We start from the raw sequence: 16,198 nt of genomic DNA, 5'->3' as shown, positions 1-16,198 counted from the left end.
CCGTGCCCGACGGCCTCAAGCCGCTTGCTCAGTGGCCGGCTTCCGCCCCGCGGCCGCTGCCCCGCACCGGCGCCCTCAGCGGCGTGCTCGAAGCCCTGGCGTTCTTCCGCGATCCCGGCTTCGCCGAGCGTCGCTTCGATCGGTTCGGCAACGTGTTCGAGACCGTGCTGCTCGGCCAGCCGCTGGTGTTCATCCGCGGCTCGCGCGCCCTGGAGGATCTCTTGGCCCAGCCGGAAGCCCTGGAGGGCTGGTGGCCCGCCAGCGTGAAGCAGCTGCTGGGCCCGCGCTCCCTCGCCAACCGCAACGGTCACGATCATCGGGCTCGCCGCCGGGTGGTGGGCCAGCTCTTCTCCGCGGCCGCCCTGCAGCGCTACACCCCGGCGATCAAGGCCCAGGTGGATGACCTGCGTGATGAGCTGCTGGTGTCGGGCGGCCCGGTGCCCCTGGCGGCCCGGCTGCGGCGCTTCGCTTTTGCGGTGATCGCCGGCGTGGTGCTCGGGCTGGAGGGGGACGATCGCGAGGCCCTCTTCCAGGATTTCGAGATCTGGACCCGGGGGCTGTTCTCCTTCCCCGTGGCCCTTCCCTCCAGCCCCTTCGCCAGGGCGCTGGCGGCACGGGAGCGCCTGCTCGGGCGTCTGGAGCAGGTGCTGCGCAGGGCCCGGGAACCTGGCTGCTCCGTCAGCGGCGGCCTGGATCTTCTGGCGGGAGGCGTGGATGAGGCCGGTGTGCCCCTCAGCGATCCCGATCTGGTGGAACAGCTGCTGTTGCTGCTGTTCGCGGGCTACGAAACCACCGCGTCCTCGTTGAGTTGTCTGATGCTGGCGCTGCTGCAGCACCCGGCCCCGCGGGTCTGGCTGCTGGAGGAGATCGACACGCTCCCCTGGCCCCCGGACGGCGGCAGCGGCACCAGGGCCGTGGGCGCTCCGCGGCTCGACGTGAGGCTCGATGCAGTGGTGCGGGAGGTGATGCGGCTGGTGCCCCCGGTGGGTGGATTCTTCCGCCGCACCCGCCAGCCGCTCGTGCTGGATGGGGTGGCGGTGCCGGCCGGCCGGGTGATCCAGGTGGCGCTGGCGTCTTCCAACCGTTACGGAGCCTGCGGCCAGGAGAGCGCGCCGGAGGCGTTCAGGCCCGAGCGCCACTGCGATGGCAGCTGGACCTCCCCCCTCTGGCCCTTCGGCGGCGGCGAACGGGTGTGCCTGGGCAAGGCCCTGGCTGAACTGGAGATCCGCCTGCTCACCATCGGGCTGCTGCGCGATGTGGAGCTCGACTTGCTGCCTAACCAGGACCTCGGCCTCGCGGTGATCCCCAGCCCCATGCCCCGCGATGGTCTGCTGGTGCGGGCGCGCAGGCGCTCAGCCGAGGGCACCCCAGAGCACGGTGGCGGCGCCGGCCAGCATCAGGGCGGCGGCCACTAGTCGCCGCCGCCCTTCGGGTTCGCCCAGGGCCAGCACCCCCGCGCCGCTGCCCAGCAGGGTGCTGAGCCGCTTGAGGGCAATCACGTGCACCACTGCCGTCTGGCTGATCGCCTGCATCTGCCACACGGTGCCGACCGCGCCGGCGAAGCCGGCCAGCAGGAGCCCCAGGCTCAGGGCCCCAGGCCAGCCCGGGGTCTCGGCCGCTCTCCAGGCCGAAGACGAGGCCGAAGACCTGGCCGGTGGCGCCGCCCCGGCGGCGAGCGGCAGGGAGAGGCCCAGCAGCGTGCCGCCGATCGTGGCTTGCAGCGCCATCACCCAGAGCAGGCTGCCCCCGGCCCGCACACCGAGCTTGTCGACGCTGGCGCCGATCCCCCACAGCAGGGCCACCAGCAGCATCCAGCGGCAGCCGGCGCTGGTCCACAGCCGGTGCAGGCCGATGCCAGCGGGACGCTGCCCGGCCCGCCCGAGCAGCAGGGCCCCCAGCACCAGCAGCCCAACCCCCAGCGCAGCCGTGGGGCTGGGCTGCTCCCCGAGCACCCACCAGCCCGCCAGCAGCAACACCAGTGGCGAGAGGTTGATCAGGGGCAGCACCAGGCTGAGATCTTCGAGGGCCAGGGCACGGCCGTAGCCCCAGAAGGCCAGGGCATTGAGGCTCCCCCCCAGCAGCAGGGCCGCCACGAAGGCCTGCCACTGCACCGGCGGGCCGCCCGCCAGCAGCACGGGCAGCACGAGAAGCAGGGCCGCCAGCGCGCTGCTGGTGCCGATCACCCTCAGGGTGCTCCAGCCCGAGTGGCGCAGCACCGCCCGCAGAGCCAGGTCGCGCACGGTTTCACCGGCGGCGGTGCCCAGGGCGAGCAGCACCCAGGAGCTGGGTCCGGCGATGGCGGCGATCCGCAAACCAGGGCCATTGAACCAACGCCAACGGATCGGTGTCAGGGCGTGCTGCGGCTGAGCTGCTGGAGCACGGCCGCCGGTTCCGGCCCCAGAGTCACCCGGGCGGGATCCAGGGGCGGCCCATCCCCCGGATCCAGCGGGATGCGCAGTTCCAGCGGCCAGCCGTCCCGCGGTGCCGGCTGCAGGAGTTCACCCCTGAACTGGGCGGCGCCGGCGGGCCAGGGTTGGGTGGCCTCGGGCACCAGCTCACCGCTGCTGTTGGCCAGGCTCCACGTCTGCTCCTGCCCATCGGCGAGCACCAGGGGTGCCTGGTGGTCGGGCCTGAGCCCCGCGGATCGGGCGGTGAGGCGCAGGCGCCACTGCCGGGGAGCAGTGGAGTCCGGGTCCGTGGCGTCCCCCACCGGCAGCAGGGTCAGCCCCCAGCTCCGTCCGTTCTGGTCGCGCACCCTCCAGCTGCGGGGTAACGCCACGGTGGGACCGGGCGTGGAGGGCCCTGCGGTGGAGGGCCCGACAGCGCCGGCGGGCAGGGCCGGGCCCAGCAGGAGAAGGCCGCCCAGGGCCAGGGCCCAGAGGCGTCGCAGAAGTTGAGCACGAATGCGCATATGGGCTGTTCCGTGATAGGCGCCTAAAACGCTAGCGTTATGCACGGAGGGTCCTCGTCCCGCGTCTCCCGTGCGGCCGGGCCGGGCCTCCCCGATCCACGTTCCTGGGAATCCGATGACCACAACCCGTCTGGCGTCCCCGCGGCGCCAACCCTGGACAGCCTTCAAGGACTGGATCACCAGCACCGACAACCGCCTCTACATCGGCTGGTTCGGCGTGCTGATGATCCCCACACTGCTGGCGGCGGCGATCTGCTTCGTGATTGCCTTCATCGCCGCGCCCCCCGTCGACATCGACGGCATCCGTGAACCCGTGGCCGGCTCGCTGCTGAGCGGCAACAACATCATCACCGCGGCGGTGGTGCCCACCACCAACGCCATCGGCCTGCACTTCTATCCCATCTGGGAGGCCACAAGCCTCGAGGAGTGGCTGTACAACGGCGGCCCCTACCAGCTGATCGTGTTCCATTTCCTGATCGGCATCTTCTGCTGGATGGGCCGGGAATGGGAGCTGAGCTACCGGCTCGGCATGCGTCCCTGGATCGCCGTGGCCTACTCGGCCCCCGTGGCGGCGGCCACCGCCGTGCTGCTGGTGTACGCCATCGGCCAGGGCTCGTTCTCCGATGCCATGCCGCTGGGCATCTCCGGCACCTTCAACTTCATGCTGGTGCTGCAGGCCGAGCACAACGTGCTGATGCATCCGTTCCACATGCTCGGCGTGGCCGGCGTCTTCGGCGGGGCCCTGTTCTCCGCCATGCACGGATCGCTGGTCACCAGCTCCCTGGTGCGGGAGACCACCGAAACCGAGAGCCAGAACCGGGGCTACAAGTTCGGCCAGGAGGAGGAGACCTACAACATCGTGGCCGCCCATGGCTATTTCGGCCGGCTCATCTTCCAGTACGCCTCCTTCAACAACAGCCGCAGCCTGCACTTCTTCCTGGCCGCCTGGCCGGTGGTGGGCATCTGGTTCGCCGCCCTGGCGGTGGCCAGCTTCTCCTTCAACCTCAACGGCCTCAACTTCAACCACTCGATCCTCGACAACCAGGGCCGGGTGGTGGAGACCTGGGCCGATGTGCTCAACCGGGCCGGTCTGGGCATCGAGGCGATGCACGAGCGCAACGTGCACAACTTTCCGCTGGATCTGGCCCTGGTGGAAACAGCTGCCGTGCCCCTGACGGCACCGGCGATCGGTTAGTGGGACTTTGACCCCCACCGAGCCGAAGGTCGCTCCCGGGCCCGGATCCGTCCGGGCCTTTCTCCCTTTTCCCAACCGCCACTCGCTGACCTCACCATGAACCCTGTGCTCTCCAACATCCGGCGGCTGGGGCCCCTGATGGCCACCTCCGCCGCCCTCATGCTGCTCGGAGCCTTCCTGATCGGTGTGGCTCCCTGTGCCGCCCTGGCGGCGCCGCCGGAGGCCCCGGTGAATCCTGAAGTGCTCGCCAAGGCGGTGGACCAGATGGAGCAGCTCGACCGGCTGCGCATCGGCCTGGCCGCCACGCTCGAGGGCAGCACCGAGGAGCCCACCATGGCCACCATGAAGGAGGTGTGCATGCCCGTGGGCCGCCGCGCCGCCGCCATCGGCCAGGAGAACGGCTGGAGCGTCCGCCAGGTGGCCACCAAGTACCGCAACCCCGACCACGCCCCCGCCAACGCCCAGGAGCGGGAGGTGATCGATCTGTTCTCCCGCCATCCCCAGATCCAGGGTCTGTGGCAGCCCGCCGCTGCAGGCCAGCCCGCCGGCGTGAGCTACTACCGCCGCATCGATGTGCAGCCCAGCTGCCTGGCCTGCCACGGCAGCAAGGACAGCCGGCCGGCCTTCGTGAAGGAGCGCTATTCCCAGGACCGGGCCTTCGACTTCAAGCCGGGCGACCTGCGCGGCATGTACGCCGTGTTCATTCCGGAGGTGGCCCAGGCGCTGGAGGCCGCCACCGGTGGCTGAGCTCCATGCCCGGGTGCTGATCGCCGGCGGCGGCACCGGCGGCATCACCCTGGCCAGCTGGCTGCGGCGGCTGCGCCCCGACCTCGAGGTGGCGGTGATCGAACCGTCGCCCTTCCACGACTATCAGTCGGGCTGGGTGCTGGTGGCCGGCGGCTTCGTGGATCTCGCCAGCACCCGGCGGCAGGAAGCCGCCGTGATGCCCCCCGGGGTGCGCTGGATCCATGGCGCCGTGGCGGCGTTCGATCCCGACCATGACGCCGTGGAGCTCGCCGATGGCCGGCGCCTGGGCTACGACGTGCTGGTGGTGGCCCTGGGCCTCCAGCTGAACTGGTCGGCGGTGCGCGGCCTGGACGCCTGCCTCGGCCGCCATGGCGTGACCAGCATCTACAGCCGCCCGCTGGCCAGTTACACCCGCCACTGCCTGGAGACCTTCCAGGGCGGCACGGCGGTCTTCACCCACCCCGCCACGCCGATCAAATGCGGCGGGGCTCCCCAGAAGATCATGCACCTGGCCGATCAGCGGTTCAAGGCGCGCAGTGGGGTGGGCGTGCGCTCCCGGCTGCTCTTCTGCACCGCCCAACCGGCCCTGTTCCCCGTGGCGGCCTACAGCGAGCGGATGGTGGCCATCGCCGCCGAGCGCGGTGAAGAGGTGCGCTACCACCACGAGCTGGTGGCGGTGAACGGGGCCGAGCGCATGGCCACCTTCCGGGTGGCGGAGCCCGGGCAGCCGGAGCGCGAGGAGGTGATCGGCTTCGATCTGCTGCATGTGGTGCCACCGATGGCAGCGCCGGAGGTGGTGGCCCGCAGCCCCCTGGCCGTGAACCCCGAGGAGGGCTGGGTGGAGGTGGATCCCCGCACGGGCCAGCACCCTCGCTACCCCCATGTGTTCGCCATCGGCGATGTGGGCTCCTTCCCCACCGCCAAGACGGCGGCGGCGGTGCGCCTGCAGGCTCCGGTGGTGGCGGCCAATGTGCTGGCCGTGCTCGAGGGCCGCGCCCCACAGCCCGGCTACGACGGCTACAGCGCCTGCCCCCTGATCACCAGCGACCACTCGGTGATGCTGCTGGAGTTCGACTACCGCCAGCAGCCGGTGAGCAGCTTTCTGGTGAACCCGGTGAAGGAGCGCTGGTTCACCTGGCTGCTGGAGCGCTTCGGCTTCCCCTGGATCTACTGGAACCGGATGCTCACCGGCCAGCCCCATGAAGCCGCCTACCTCAAGCCCTTCGAGGGCATCGCCCGGCGGCTGGGGCTGATGCGCTGGCAGAACAAGCCGAGGCACTGAGTTCCACGGCCTGAATCGGGGCTTGGCCCGGCAGCGTGGGATGGCCCAGGGATGGGAGATCGCTTTGCCATGCTGATCGTCCTTGCGGTGACGGCCTCCAGATAGACGGCCTGCTCGTCATCTACAGCATGCTTCGAATGGGAAGAGGTCAACCCAAGACCAAACCCAGGTCATCCATGACAGTGATTGGGTTGATCGTGGTTTCGTAGAATGAGTTAACATCGGTCATCGGTGTATGGCATTTTGCCTGCCGCACGTTTTACCGGGGCGATTCATTGAATACGATGCAGGTCAAGACCGTGTACTTGCATGTAGGCCTTCATAAAACTGCCTCAAGCTCCTTTCAGCGAACCTGCAAGAAGAATCGAAAGCGCCTGCTGAGGAAAGGACTCAACTACCCCCTGTTTGCATGCATCGAAAAGCCTGACGTCGCTATTCGTAATCACTCGATTCCATTGTACTCCGCGTTTTCGGACGATCCAGCTTCCTATCATATGAACATCAAATGGAAGATCCAGGATCTAGATCGGGTTAATGTCAATTATTTGAACGTTCTTGATGCGGCGCTGGATGGTCCGGGCGATGTGCTTTTACCGGGTGAAGACATTTCATCGCTAAGCGCGACAGCCCTCCGGAGATTCTCTGATGCGCTCACCAGTAAGGGGCATCGGTTGTCAGCGATCGCATTGGTGCGATCTCCCTATTCATTTCACTGTTCGGCCCTGCAGCAAATGATCAAGGCAGGGAGATCTTTCGATTTCAACAATACCGCATGGATAACCAGTCAACGTCAAACTCTTGAGCGGCTGCTTGCTGTGTTTGGCGAGGCGATCACCATTCATCCCTTTTCCAAGGCCTGCTCCCACAGGCGTGGCCCTGTCGGATTCTTGTTCGACCAAGTTGGTGTGAAAGCCCTTCATCGCTATTCGATTGTAGAAGCCAATCAGTCAAAAGGTAATCTTGCAGTGCGGATGCAGAATCTGATCAATCAAAGATATCCTGCCATTCTTGAAGGGAGGCTGAATGAGTCGCACTACAGAATCATGAGCTTATTGAATAACGGGCAAAAATTCTTGCTTACTTCCAAGGAGCTCGCTTCCTGCAAGGAATTTCTTCTTCAGGAGAATGCCTACATGGGCGAGCGTTTTGGGCCTGACTATTGTGACCAGGAGTTTCCGGTCGTGGATGAGCTCTCTGCAGAGGTTGTCATGGCCTCGATGGTTGAGGTACTCAGACCCATCGTGAACGGGATTCTTCGTGAATCGACCCCATCGAGCCCCATGGAAGGCTCAGACTCCATGGAAGACGGTTCAGGCTGAGATGTCGCGGCGAAGTCCGCAGGGTATGGCTCCAGCCAAAGCCGCCCCGGGAGCGTTGATCATGGGCAGAACGGGGTTGAACCGAGAATCCAGGCTCCCGTTGTCCCATGCGCCATGGGCCGCATGGAAAGGCCTCCCGGATCACACCCTTGGATCACCCCTTGGATCACACCGTGGTGCCGAACAGCTTTCCCACCGCGGCAGTGAGCCCCATGGCCAGGGCGCCCCACACCAGCATCCGCAGCGCCCCCTGGCGCAGGGAGGCGCCGCCGGCCCAGGCGGCCAGGGCCCCCAGCCCCGCCAGCACCAGCAGGGCCGTGAGCGTGGTGGCGGCGGCGATCCGCCCCGCGGGTGCCAGCAGGATCGCCAGGATTGGCACCAGGGAGCCGAGGATGAAGCTGGCAGCAGAGGAGAGGGCCGCCTGAACAGGCCTGGCCCGCAGGTGTTCGGTGAGTCCGAGTTCGTCGCGGGCATGGGCGGCCAGCGGGTCGTGCCGCATCAGCTGCAGCGCCACTTGGGCGGCCAGCTCCCGCTCCAGACCCCGCTCCACGTAGATGTCGGTGAGCTCGATCAGCTCCCCGGCCGGATCGGTGTGGAGTTCCATTCGCTCGCGGGCCAGGTCGGCCTGCTCCGTGTCGGCCTGCGACTGCACCGACACGTACTCGCCTGCGGCCATCGACAGGGCGCCCGCCACCGTGGCCGCCACTCCGGAGAGCAGGATCTCGCTGCGGCCGGCGCCGGCGGCGGCGATGCCCACCACCAGGCTGGCCACGGAGATGGTGCCGTCGTTGGCCCCGAGCACCATGGCCCGCATCCAGCCCACGCGGTCGGTGCGGTGGTGTTCGCTGTGGTGGCGCCGGGCCCGGGGATGCTGTTGCGCCATGCCGCTGCCCTCAGAGGATCTGGTCGAGGAAGCGCCGGGTGCGCTGGTGGCCGGGGTTGGAGAAGAACCGCTCCGGCGGCGCCACCTCCACCACCTCGCCCCCATCCATCAGCACCACCCGGTGGGCCACCTGCCGGGCGAACCTCACCTCGTGGGTCACCACCACCATGGTCATGCCGTCGGCGGCCAGACCCTGCATCACCTCCAGCACCTCCCGCACCATCTCGGGATCGAGGGCGCTGGTGGGCTCATCGAAGAGCATCAGCTGGGGATCCATGCACAGCGAGCGGGCGATCGCCACCCGCTGCTGCTGGCCGCCGGAGAGCTGGCCCGGGAATTTGCCGGCCTGCTCGGCGATGCCCACCCGCTCCAGCAGCTGCATGGCCCGCGCCTGGGCCTCGGCCCGGCTGCGGCGCCGCACCAGCACCGGCGCCAGGGTGAGGTTCTCCAGCACCGTGAGGTGGGGGAAGAGGTTGAACTGCTGGAACACCATGCCCACCTCGCGGCGGATGGCGTCGATGTCGCGCAGGTCGGCGGAGAGGGGGCGTCCGTCGATGTGGATGCTGCCCTGCTGGAATTCCTCGAGGGCATTGAAGGTGCGGATGAAGGTGCTCTTCCCCGAGCCCGACGGCCCCATGATCACCACCACCTCCCCCCGCTCCACCGTGAGGCTGGCCCCCTTGAGGGCCTGGAAGCCGTTCGGGTACCACTTGTGCACGGCCTCGGCCCGCAGGATCGGACCGCTGGACAGGGCGGGGGAGGTCATCGGGCGCTGGCGGTGTGACGGGGATCGAGGCGGTGTTCGAGGGCGCGGCTGCCGAGGCCCAGGGCGGTGCAGCAGCCCCAGAACAGCACCGCCAGGGTGAGGTACACCTCGCCGTAGTCCCCCAGGAAGGCGGGGTTGGCCATCACGGCCCGGGCGGTGCCGAGCAGCTCCAGCAACCCGATCAGCGACAGCAGGGTGGTGTCCTGCAGCAGGGAGATGAACTGGCTCACCATCACCGGCAGGGCCACCCGCAGCGCCTGCGGCAGCACCACATGGCGCAGGGTCTGCAAGGGGCCGAGACCCAGGGAGCGGGCGGCCTCGCGCTGGCCCTTGGGCACGGCCGCCAGACCCGAGCGCACCGCTTCGGCCAGGTAGGCGGCGGCGAAGAAAGTGAGCACCCAGGCGGCGCGCCATACCCGCTCGGGTGCCAGGCCACCCGGCAGCAGGAAGCCGAGGATGTTCTGCCCAAGAAAGAGCAGGGTGATCAGCGGGGCACCGCGCACGAACTCGATGTAGAGCACCGAGCCCCAGCGCAGCAGGGGCAGATCGCTGCGCCGTCCCAGGGCCAGGGCCACCCCCAGCGGGAAGCAGAGCAGGATCGCGAAGCTCGCCTGCAGCAGGGTGAGCAGCAGGCCGCCCCAGTCCGAGCTCGGTACCCGCGCCAGGCCGATCCCGCCGCTGATCAGTTCCATCCCGATCAGGTAGAGGGCCGGCCACAGCAGCGCCAGGCTGCGCAGGGCCCATGAACCTTGCCGGGGGCTGAGGGCCTGGCCGAGCCGTCCTGCCAGCCAGCGCAGCGCCAGCAGCAGGGCGGCCAGGCCCGCCCAGCGCAGCTGGATGGAGGCCGAGAGCTCCAGGGCCCAGGGGGTCCAGAGGGCCAGGGCCACGATCAGCCCGCAGGCCCAGCGGTCGGCCGGCGGCCAGAGCCGGCCCTGGCGGTCGGGGCGCGGCTGGCTGCGCAGCAGGCCCCAGCTCAGGCCGGCCGCTCCGCAGAACAGCGCCAGCAGCAGCCACAGCCGCCACTGCTGCGCCAGGGGGTAGCGCCCCACGGCGAAGAGGGTGCTGTTCAGCCGGATCACGGCCCAGTCGGCGCGGCCGAAGGCCCAGCGCAGCAGACCGGTGAGGGCGCCCCCGATCACGCCCAGCAGCACCAGGGTGATCAGCCCGTCGGTGGGGGTGGCGAACAGGTCGCGGCGGAGACGGCCCGCCAGGGCTGCCGCGGGGGAGGCCGGCGTTGGCGAGGAAGGTGCCATCTCAGCGCTCCCGGATCTGCACCAGCCGGTTGAGGCCGTTCATCACCGCCGAGATCAGCAGGTCGAGCACCAGATAGGCCGCCAGCAGCAGGATCACCATCTCCACGGCCCGGCCCGTCTGGTTGAGGGTGGTTTCGGCCACGGCGTAGAGATCGGGGTAGCCCACGGCCACCGCCAGCGAGGAATTCTTGGCCAGGGAGATGTACTGGGTGTTGAGGCCCGGCACGATCACCCGCAGTGCCTGGGGCAGCACCACATGGCGCACGGAGGCCAGCCAGCCCAGGCCCAGCGAGGAGGCCGCCTCCCACTGGCCCTCGGGCACGGCGGCGATGCCGGCCCGCACGACCTCCGCGATGTAGGCCCCGGAGTACACCACCAGGCCGCAGAGCAGGGCGCCGAACTCCACGCTCAACCGCAGCGGCGCCTGCCACACCCCGTTCACCAGGGTGGGGCCTGCCCACTCCCAGCCCGGTCCGAAGCCGGCCAGATACAGCCCGGACTTGGCCAGGGTGAGGCCGGGGAGCTGGAGGGCGGCCGCCCCGTTGGGCAGGGCGAGGAACACCACGAAGTACCAGAACACCAGCTGAAGCAGCAGCGGGATGTTGCGCACCACCTCCACATAGCCCCGCACCAGCCCCCGCAGCAGACCGTTGCTGCTGAAGTTGGCCATGCCCGCCATCGTGCCCAGCAGGGTGGCGCCGATCAGGCCGCACACCACCGCCCGCAGGGTGTTGGCCAGCCCGGCCAGCAGCGCGCGCCAGTAGGGCAGGGCGGCGTCGAAGGGGATGGTTGATTCGCCGATGTTGAAGCCGGCGGGCTGGCCCAGCCAGCGCCAGGTGAGCAGCAGGCCGGCGGCGGTGAGGTTGCGGATCAGGTTGCCCAGCAGGAAGGCGACGACCAGCAGCACCACCAGGGCCACCGCCGCCTGCAGCAGCCAGGGCAGCAGGCGCCGGTTGCGCCACCAGGGAATCACGGCCGGGGTCTGGGGCAGCGCCATCAGCGGAAGGGCTGGGCGTAGATCAGGCCACCCTCGCTCCAGAGGCGGTTGAGGCCCCGCTCCAGCTTGAGCCGGGAGGTGGTGCCCACGTTGCGCTCGAAGATCTCGCCGTAGTTGCCCACGGCCCGGATCGCCCGCACGGTGAAGTCGGCGGGCAGGCCGAGCTGGCGACCGAAATCCCCCTCCACGCCGAAGAAGCGCCGCAGGTCGGCGAGGTTGGTGTTGGCCTGGGCTTCCGCCAGCTTGCTGTCGAGATTGGCCTGGGTGATGCCCCATTCCTCGGCCTGCATCAGGCTGAACACGATCCAGCGCAGGGCATCGGCCCAGGCCGGATCGGCGTTGGTGGTGGCCGGTGAGAGGGGCTCCTTGCTGAGCACATCCGGCAGCAGCTGGTGGTCGTCCGGCGCGGGGAAGCTGCTGCGCTTGCCGGCCAGCTGGGAGCGGTCGCTGGTCACCGCGGCGCAGCGGCCGCCCAGGTAGGCGGCGTAGGTCTGGTCGCTGGTCTGGAACTTGAGCGGGGTGTAGGGCACGTCGATCTCCCGCATCCGGTCGGCCAGGTTGAGCTCGGTGGTGGTGCCGCTCTCCACGCAGATCGCCTTGCCTGAGAGGCCCTTCAGATCGGTGATGCCGCTCTTCACCGGCGCCATCACCCCCTGACCGTCGTAGAAGGTGGTGGGGGCGAAGCTGAGGCCGTTGCCGCCGGCGGCGTCGCGGCTGAGGGTGGCCGTGGTGTTGCGGGCCAGCATGTCCACCTCGCCGCTGGCCAGGGCCGCGAAGCGCTCGCTGGAGTTGAGGTTGCGGTACTCCACCTTGTCGGGATCCCCCAGCACGGCCGCGGCCACGGCCTTGCAGGTGTCCACATCGAGCCCGGAATAGCGGCCATCGGGCTCCACGAAGCTGAAGCCGGGCAGGGTGCCCTCCACCCCGCACACCAGCTTGTCGCGGGCGGTGATGCCGTTCAGCTTGGCGCTCTGCAGGCCCGATCCATCCGGGGGGGCGCAGGCGGCCAGGGGAATCAGCCCGAGCAGGGCCACCAGCGCCGCGCCCCGCCTGGGTCCGACGACCGCCCCCGGGGCCGGTGCGGGCAGCGGGCGGTGGGGAGCTCGCGGAGCAGCAGGCATGGCGCCGATCCCCCGATGGGGTCAGAAGTGGCGCGATCCTGTCACGATCCGCCGCAATGCGCTGTCAGGCGAAGCCGCCTCAGGCGGCGCCGAGCTGCTGCAGCTGGGCCTCCAGGCGCTGCCGCAGGCGGGACTGCACCAGGGTGCAGAGGTCGTCCACCAGTTCGCTGTCTGCGTGCCAGATGGTGCGCACCCCGTCGCGCTCGCAGCGCACCAGGCCGGCCCGCTGCAGCTGGCCCAGCTGGCGGCTGATGTGCGACTGCGAAAAGCCCGTGGCCTCGATCAGGGCGGCCACATCCATCGGCCCCTGCTTGAGCTGGCAGAGCAGTTGCAGCCGCGCCGGTTCACTCAGGATCCGGAAGAACTGGCAGTACTCCTCGAGCAGCTGGAGAGAGGGCATGGTGCCCGGGCCGGCCATGGCGATTCTTTATGACGCTAAAAGCATTCTGCCATGGTCTTCGCCGGGCCGCCGGTCGCGGCAGCCAGCACGAAGAACGGCGGATCGATTGCGTTGTTCCCCTCTATGCGGCTATCGTCATAACAGTCTGCAGGGATGCCGCATGGCCGTCTCTTCTCCCGGGGGTGTCGCCCCCACCGCTCAAGCCGCTGCCGCCTCAGCTGCCGCCTCAGAGGCCACCCCGGCTGCCGCACCGGCCGGTGCATTGCTTTTGGCCGCCGCCGCGGGAGGTGCTCCGCTGCTGCTGCGTCAGCTGTTCGACGCCGACACCGGCACCTACACCTATCTGCTGGCCGACGTGGCCAGCGGGCAGGGCGTGATCATCGATCCGGTGTACGAGCAGCACCGCCGCGACCTCTCCCTGGTGCAGGAACTCGGCATCGCGCTGGTGGCCTCGCTCGACACCCATGCCCATGCCGACCACGTGACCGGCAGCTGGCTGCTGCACGAAGCCACGGGCTGTGCCATCGGCCTGGCCGCCGCCGCCGGCGCCGAGAACGTGACCCGGCCCCTGGCCCATGGGGATCGGGTGAGCTTCGGCCGCCGCTCCCTGGAGGTGCGCAGCACGCCGGGCCACACCAACGGCTGCGTCACCTACGTGCTCGACGACCTGTCGATGGCCTTCACGGGCGATGCCCTGCTGGTGCGCGGCTGCGGCCGCTGCGATTTCCAGCAGGGCAACGCCCACACCCTCTGGAGCTCGATCACCGGCCAGATCCTCACCCTGCCGGACACCTGCCTGCTCTATCCCGGCCACGACTACACCGGCCGCGGCGTCACCTCCGTGGCGGAGGAGAAGGCCTTCAACGCCCGCCTGGGGGGCAGCGCCACCGAGCGCGACTTCGTGGGGCACATGGAGAACATGAAGCTGCCCCACCCCCACCGCATCGCCGAGGCCCTGCCCGGCAACATGCGCTCGGGACGGCCGCGGCAGCCGGAGCCCCAGGCCAGCTGGGCGCCGCTGGTGCGCAGCTATGCCGGCCTGCCGGAACTCTCCCCCGCCTGGGTGGCGGCCCACAGCGGCGATGTGGCCCTGGTGGACGTGCGGGCACCGGAGGAATTCAACGGCCCCGACGGCCGCATCCCCGGCAGCCAGCTCCTGCCCCTGCCGGAGCTGGAGGCCCGTGCCGCCGAGCTGCCCCAGGACCGGCCCCTGGTGCTGGTGTGCCATTCGGGCAGCCGTTCGGCCCTGGCCACCCAGCAGCTGATGAAGGCCGGGCGCGAGCAGGTGGCCAACCTGCGCGGCGGCCTGGGCCGCTGGCGCGACGAGGGCTACCCGGTGGAGACCGGCGCCCCGCCGGCCGGAGCCTGACATCTCGACATCCCTGCTTTTTTCCCACGTCCGATCTGATTCCCCCCACCTCACGCAACCTCCGATGACCACGACCTCCCCCCCCACCAACCGCGGCTCTGATGCCCCCATCGAGCTCGCCCGGATCTCGCCCCAGCAGCTGGCCGACCGGCTGGCCGCCCGGGCGGTGACCGTGATTGATGTGCGTGAGCCGGTGGAATACGCCGGCGGGCACATCGCCGGCAGCATCAACGTGCCGCTGGCCCGCCTCGGCCGCACGGACCTGCCGAACGGCCCCCTGGTGCTGGTGTGCCACAGCGGCAACCGCAGCTCCAAGGGGTTGGGGCAGCTGCTGCAGCAGGGCCATCCCGATCCGGTGATGGACCTGGAGGGCGGCGTGCCCGCCTGGCAGCGGGCCGGCTATCCCGTGCGCCGGCTGGCGGGGGCGCCGCTGCCGCTGATGCGGCAGGTGCAGATCGCCGCCGGCTCCCTGGTGCTCCTGGGGGTGATCCTCAGCCAGACGGTGGCGCCCGGCTGGATCTGGCTGGCGGGCTTCGTGGGGGCGGGTCTGGTGTTCGCCGGCATCAGCGGCTTCTGCGGCATGGCCCGCCTGCTGGCGGCCATGCCCTGGAACCGGGTGAGCCTGTGATCGAGGCCACGGCCCTGCTGCTCCTGGCAGGGGGGGGCCTGATCGGCTTCCTGCTGGCGGTGCTCGGGGCCGGAGGTTCGATCCTGCTGCTGCCCCTGCTGGTGAGCGGCGCCGGGCTGCCCACCCGCCAGGCGGTGCCGCTCTCCTTGATCGTGGTGGCCCTGCTGGCCCTGGGCAATGTGGGGCCCTACCTGCGCCGGCGTCAGGTGGCCCTGCGCCCCGCCCTGATCCTCGGGTTTCCTGCCCTGGCCGGCAGCTGGATCGGCGGCAGCCTGGTGAGGGCCGGCCTGATTCCGGAAGCCGTGCAGCTGGGGGTGTTCACGCTGGCGGCGCTGGTGGCCTCCTGGCTGCTCACCCGCCGCCGCAGGCCCCGCGACGCCAACACGCCCATGCCCCCTGCCGGCGGCGGCGCGCCTGCCCTGGCCCTGCAGGGGGTGGTGGTGGGGCTGCTCACCGGCGTCGCCGGCGTGGGCGGGGGCTTTGCGATCGTGCCGGCCCTGGTGCTGATCGCCGGCCTGCCGATGGCCCTGGCCAGCGGCACCAGCCTGGTGCTGATCGCGGTGAATGCGGCCGTGGCCCTCCTGGCCCTCGGCCACTGGCCCGCCAGTGCCGTGCCACTACTGCTGCCCCTGCTAGTGGGGGGTGCCGGCGGGGCCTTCGTGGGCCAGTGGCTGGCCCCCCACCTGAACGATCGGCGGCTGCGGCAGGGCTTCTCGGCCCTGCTGATCGGCTCGGCCCTGCTCACCGGAGCCGAGGCCTGGCGCCGCCATGAGCCCCCGACGGCTGCCGCCGCTCCCCCTGCCACCGTGGCCCGCTCCGGGCCCACGCCCCTCGCTTCTGTTCCTCCCGCTCCCTGCTGATGGACCAACGCCTGTTTCAGTTCCGGCTGCGCAGCAGCCACCCCGCGCCCGAGCGCGCCACCGGTGACCTGGTGGTGGAGTTCCTCACTCCGGAGGGGCAGTGGGAATCCCAGCAGCTCAGCCTCACCATGCCGGGTTTCCGCCTCTACCTGATTTCCCTGCTGCTGTGTCAGCACACCTATCTGGTGGCCAACGCCCGCGAGCGACAGCTTCCCCTGGAGCGGGTGGAGGCCAGCTTCGAGGTGACCACCAGCAGCACCTGGATCGTGGAGCGGGTGGAGGGCGACTTCCGCATGGGCCTCGATCCCGCAGCCAGTGCCGAGGAGCGCGACCGGGTCGATGCCGAGGCGATCGCCTGGATGCAGGAGCGCATGACCCACTGCCCGATCTCGCGCAACCTGCCCGAGGGGGTGCCGAAGCAGATCGGTCTGCGGCTTGCCGAGGCCTGACGTCGCTCAGTGGCTCGA

General features: G+C 69.8%; 17 protein-coding genes. 9 read left to right on the top strand and 8 right to left on the bottom strand.

Going from position 1 to position 16,198, the window contains the following annotated elements:
* The first annotated feature begins 2 nt into the window (after positions 1 to 2).
* The gene (locus CPCC7001_RS04530) at positions 3 to 1,415 is read left to right on the top strand and encodes a cytochrome P450 (RefSeq protein WP_006911648.1); all 1,413 of its coding nucleotides are present in this window, start codon (positions 3 to 5) and stop codon (positions 1,413 to 1,415) included.
* On the opposite strand, the gene CPCC7001_RS04525 is transcribed toward CPCC7001_RS04530, so the two are convergent.
* Positions 1,353 to 2,312: an EamA family transporter gene (locus tag CPCC7001_RS04525; protein WP_043368605.1), complete on the bottom strand. Its 960-nt coding sequence runs from the start codon at positions 2,310 to 2,312 to the stop codon at positions 1,353 to 1,355. The genes CPCC7001_RS04530 and CPCC7001_RS04525 overlap by 63 nt on opposite strands.
* 35 nt (positions 2,313 to 2,347) lie before the next feature.
* Positions 2,348 to 2,911 carry a hypothetical protein gene (locus CPCC7001_RS13975; protein WP_006909616.1) on the bottom strand — a complete coding sequence of 188 codons (564 nt, stop codon included), beginning with the start codon at positions 2,909 to 2,911 and terminating at the stop codon, positions 2,348 to 2,350.
* 115 nt (positions 2,912 to 3,026) lie between these two features.
* Here CPCC7001_RS13975 and psbA point away from each other — a divergent pair, with 115 nt between their 5' ends.
* The 4 genes from psbA to CPCC7001_RS15000 all read left to right on the top strand — a co-directional run bounded on the left by psbA (position 3,027) and on the right by CPCC7001_RS15000 (position 7,454).
* Positions 3,027 to 4,106 (top strand): photosystem II q(b) protein, encoded by a 1,080-nt coding sequence (gene psbA / locus CPCC7001_RS04515; protein ID WP_006910002.1) that lies wholly within the window; start codon positions 3,027 to 3,029, stop codon positions 4,104 to 4,106.
* 96 nt (positions 4,107 to 4,202) lie between these two features.
* A complete protein-coding gene (locus tag CPCC7001_RS04510) occupies positions 4,203 to 4,853 on the top strand; it encodes a DUF3365 domain-containing protein (RefSeq protein WP_071778267.1) in 651 nt (216 codons plus the stop codon).
* Entirely contained in the window at positions 4,846 to 6,135 is a 1,290-nt protein-coding gene (locus CPCC7001_RS04505) for an FAD/NAD(P)-binding oxidoreductase (protein WP_006910723.1), read from the top strand. Before CPCC7001_RS04510 ends, CPCC7001_RS04505 begins: the two co-directional genes overlap by 8 nt.
* A 284-nt stretch (positions 6,136 to 6,419) precedes the next feature.
* Complete coding sequence (locus CPCC7001_RS15000; protein WP_156796677.1) at positions 6,420 to 7,454, top strand: hypothetical protein; 1,035 nt, start codon at positions 6,420 to 6,422, stop codon at positions 7,452 to 7,454.
* 166 nt (positions 7,455 to 7,620) lie between these two features.
* Here the strand turns inward: CPCC7001_RS15000 and CPCC7001_RS04500 are convergent, their stop codons facing one another.
* From CPCC7001_RS04500 to CPCC7001_RS04475, 6 genes are all read right to left on the bottom strand, one after another.
* On the bottom strand, positions 7,621 to 8,337 hold the full coding sequence (locus CPCC7001_RS04500) for a VIT family protein (protein WP_006910917.1): 717 nt from the start codon (positions 8,335 to 8,337) through the stop codon (positions 7,621 to 7,623).
* Between the two features lie 10 nt (positions 8,338 to 8,347).
* Positions 8,348 to 9,103, bottom strand: a complete 756-nt coding sequence (locus CPCC7001_RS04495) for an amino acid ABC transporter ATP-binding protein (protein WP_006910709.1) — start codon at positions 9,101 to 9,103, stop codon at positions 8,348 to 8,350.
* Positions 9,100 to 10,356, bottom strand: a complete 1,257-nt coding sequence (locus CPCC7001_RS04490) for an amino acid ABC transporter permease (protein ID WP_006909453.1) — start codon at positions 10,354 to 10,356, stop codon at positions 9,100 to 9,102. Before CPCC7001_RS04490 ends, CPCC7001_RS04495 begins: the two co-directional genes overlap by 4 nt.
* 1 nt (position 10,357) lies before the next feature.
* On the bottom strand, positions 10,358 to 11,353 hold the full coding sequence (locus tag CPCC7001_RS04485) for an ABC transporter permease subunit (protein WP_006909448.1): 996 nt from the start codon (positions 11,351 to 11,353) through the stop codon (positions 10,358 to 10,360).
* The gene (locus CPCC7001_RS04480) at positions 11,353 to 12,387 is read right to left on the bottom strand and encodes an amino acid ABC transporter substrate-binding protein (RefSeq protein WP_006911813.1); all 1,035 of its coding nucleotides are present in this window, start codon (positions 12,385 to 12,387) and stop codon (positions 11,353 to 11,355) included. The genes CPCC7001_RS04485 and CPCC7001_RS04480 overlap by 1 nt, the downstream gene beginning before the upstream one ends.
* 166 nt (positions 12,388 to 12,553) lie before the next feature.
* On the bottom strand, positions 12,554 to 12,874 hold the full coding sequence (locus tag CPCC7001_RS04475; RefSeq protein ID WP_043369541.1) for a helix-turn-helix transcriptional regulator: 321 nt from the start codon (positions 12,872 to 12,874) through the stop codon (positions 12,554 to 12,556).
* A gap of 268 nt (positions 12,875 to 13,142) precedes the next feature.
* On the opposite strand from CPCC7001_RS04475, the gene CPCC7001_RS04470 reads away from it, so the two are divergent.
* The 4 genes from CPCC7001_RS04470 (at position 13,143) to CPCC7001_RS04455 (ending at position 16,180) form a co-directional block, all read left to right on the top strand.
* Positions 13,143 to 14,243, top strand: coding sequence for a rhodanese-like domain-containing protein (locus CPCC7001_RS04470; RefSeq protein ID WP_006910805.1), 1,101 nt, complete (start codon positions 13,143 to 13,145; stop codon positions 14,241 to 14,243).
* A 64-nt stretch (positions 14,244 to 14,307) separates the two neighbouring features.
* Complete coding sequence (locus CPCC7001_RS04465) at positions 14,308 to 14,871, top strand: rhodanese-like domain-containing protein (protein WP_006911390.1); 564 nt, start codon at positions 14,308 to 14,310, stop codon at positions 14,869 to 14,871.
* Positions 14,868 to 15,731, top strand: coding sequence for a sulfite exporter TauE/SafE family protein (locus CPCC7001_RS04460; RefSeq protein WP_225867170.1), 864 nt, complete (start codon positions 14,868 to 14,870; stop codon positions 15,729 to 15,731). Before CPCC7001_RS04465 ends, CPCC7001_RS04460 begins: the two co-directional genes overlap by 4 nt.
* The gene (locus CPCC7001_RS04455) at positions 15,731 to 16,180 is read left to right on the top strand and encodes a hypothetical protein (protein WP_006909291.1); all 450 of its coding nucleotides are present in this window, start codon (positions 15,731 to 15,733) and stop codon (positions 16,178 to 16,180) included. The genes CPCC7001_RS04460 and CPCC7001_RS04455 overlap by 1 nt, the downstream gene beginning before the upstream one ends.
* Positions 16,181 to 16,198: the final 18 nt, after the last annotated feature.

It is taken from the genome of Cyanobium sp. PCC 7001, assembly GCF_000155635.1.
Classification (GTDB): Bacteria; Cyanobacteriota; Cyanobacteriia; order PCC-6307; family Cyanobiaceae; genus NIES-981.
The sequence above is the reverse complement of the archived record's forward strand: the minus strand, read 5'-3'. Positions and strand labels throughout refer to the sequence as shown.

Coding starts and splice junctions, on each gene's coding strand:
- CPCC7001_RS13975 (WP_006909616.1), bottom strand. CDS start 2,911: ATGCGCATTCGTGCTCAACTTCTGCGACGCCTCTGGGCCCTGGCCCTG.
- psbA (WP_006910002.1), top strand. CDS start 3,027: ATGACCACAACCCGTCTGGCGTCCCCGCGGCGCCAACCCTGGACAGCC.
- CPCC7001_RS04510 (WP_071778267.1), top strand. CDS start 4,203: ATGAACCCTGTGCTCTCCAACATCCGGCGGCTGGGGCCCCTGATGGCC.
- CPCC7001_RS15000 (WP_156796677.1), top strand. CDS start 6,420: ATGCAGGTCAAGACCGTGTACTTGCATGTAGGCCTTCATAAAACTGCC.
- CPCC7001_RS04500 (WP_006910917.1), bottom strand. CDS start 8,337: ATGGCGCAACAGCATCCCCGGGCCCGGCGCCACCACAGCGAACACCAC.
- CPCC7001_RS04495 (WP_006910709.1), bottom strand. CDS start 9,103: ATGACCTCCCCCGCCCTGTCCAGCGGTCCGATCCTGCGGGCCGAGGCC.
- CPCC7001_RS04490 (WP_006909453.1), bottom strand. CDS start 10,356: ATGGCACCTTCCTCGCCAACGCCGGCCTCCCCCGCGGCAGCCCTGGCG.
- CPCC7001_RS04485 (WP_006909448.1), bottom strand. CDS start 11,353: ATGGCGCTGCCCCAGACCCCGGCCGTGATTCCCTGGTGGCGCAACCGG.
- CPCC7001_RS04475 (WP_043369541.1), bottom strand. CDS start 12,874: ATGCCCTCTCTCCAGCTGCTCGAGGAGTACTGCCAGTTCTTCCGGATC.
- CPCC7001_RS04465 (WP_006911390.1), top strand. CDS start 14,308: ATGACCACGACCTCCCCCCCCACCAACCGCGGCTCTGATGCCCCCATC.
- CPCC7001_RS04455 (WP_006909291.1), top strand. CDS start 15,731: ATGGACCAACGCCTGTTTCAGTTCCGGCTGCGCAGCAGCCACCCCGCG.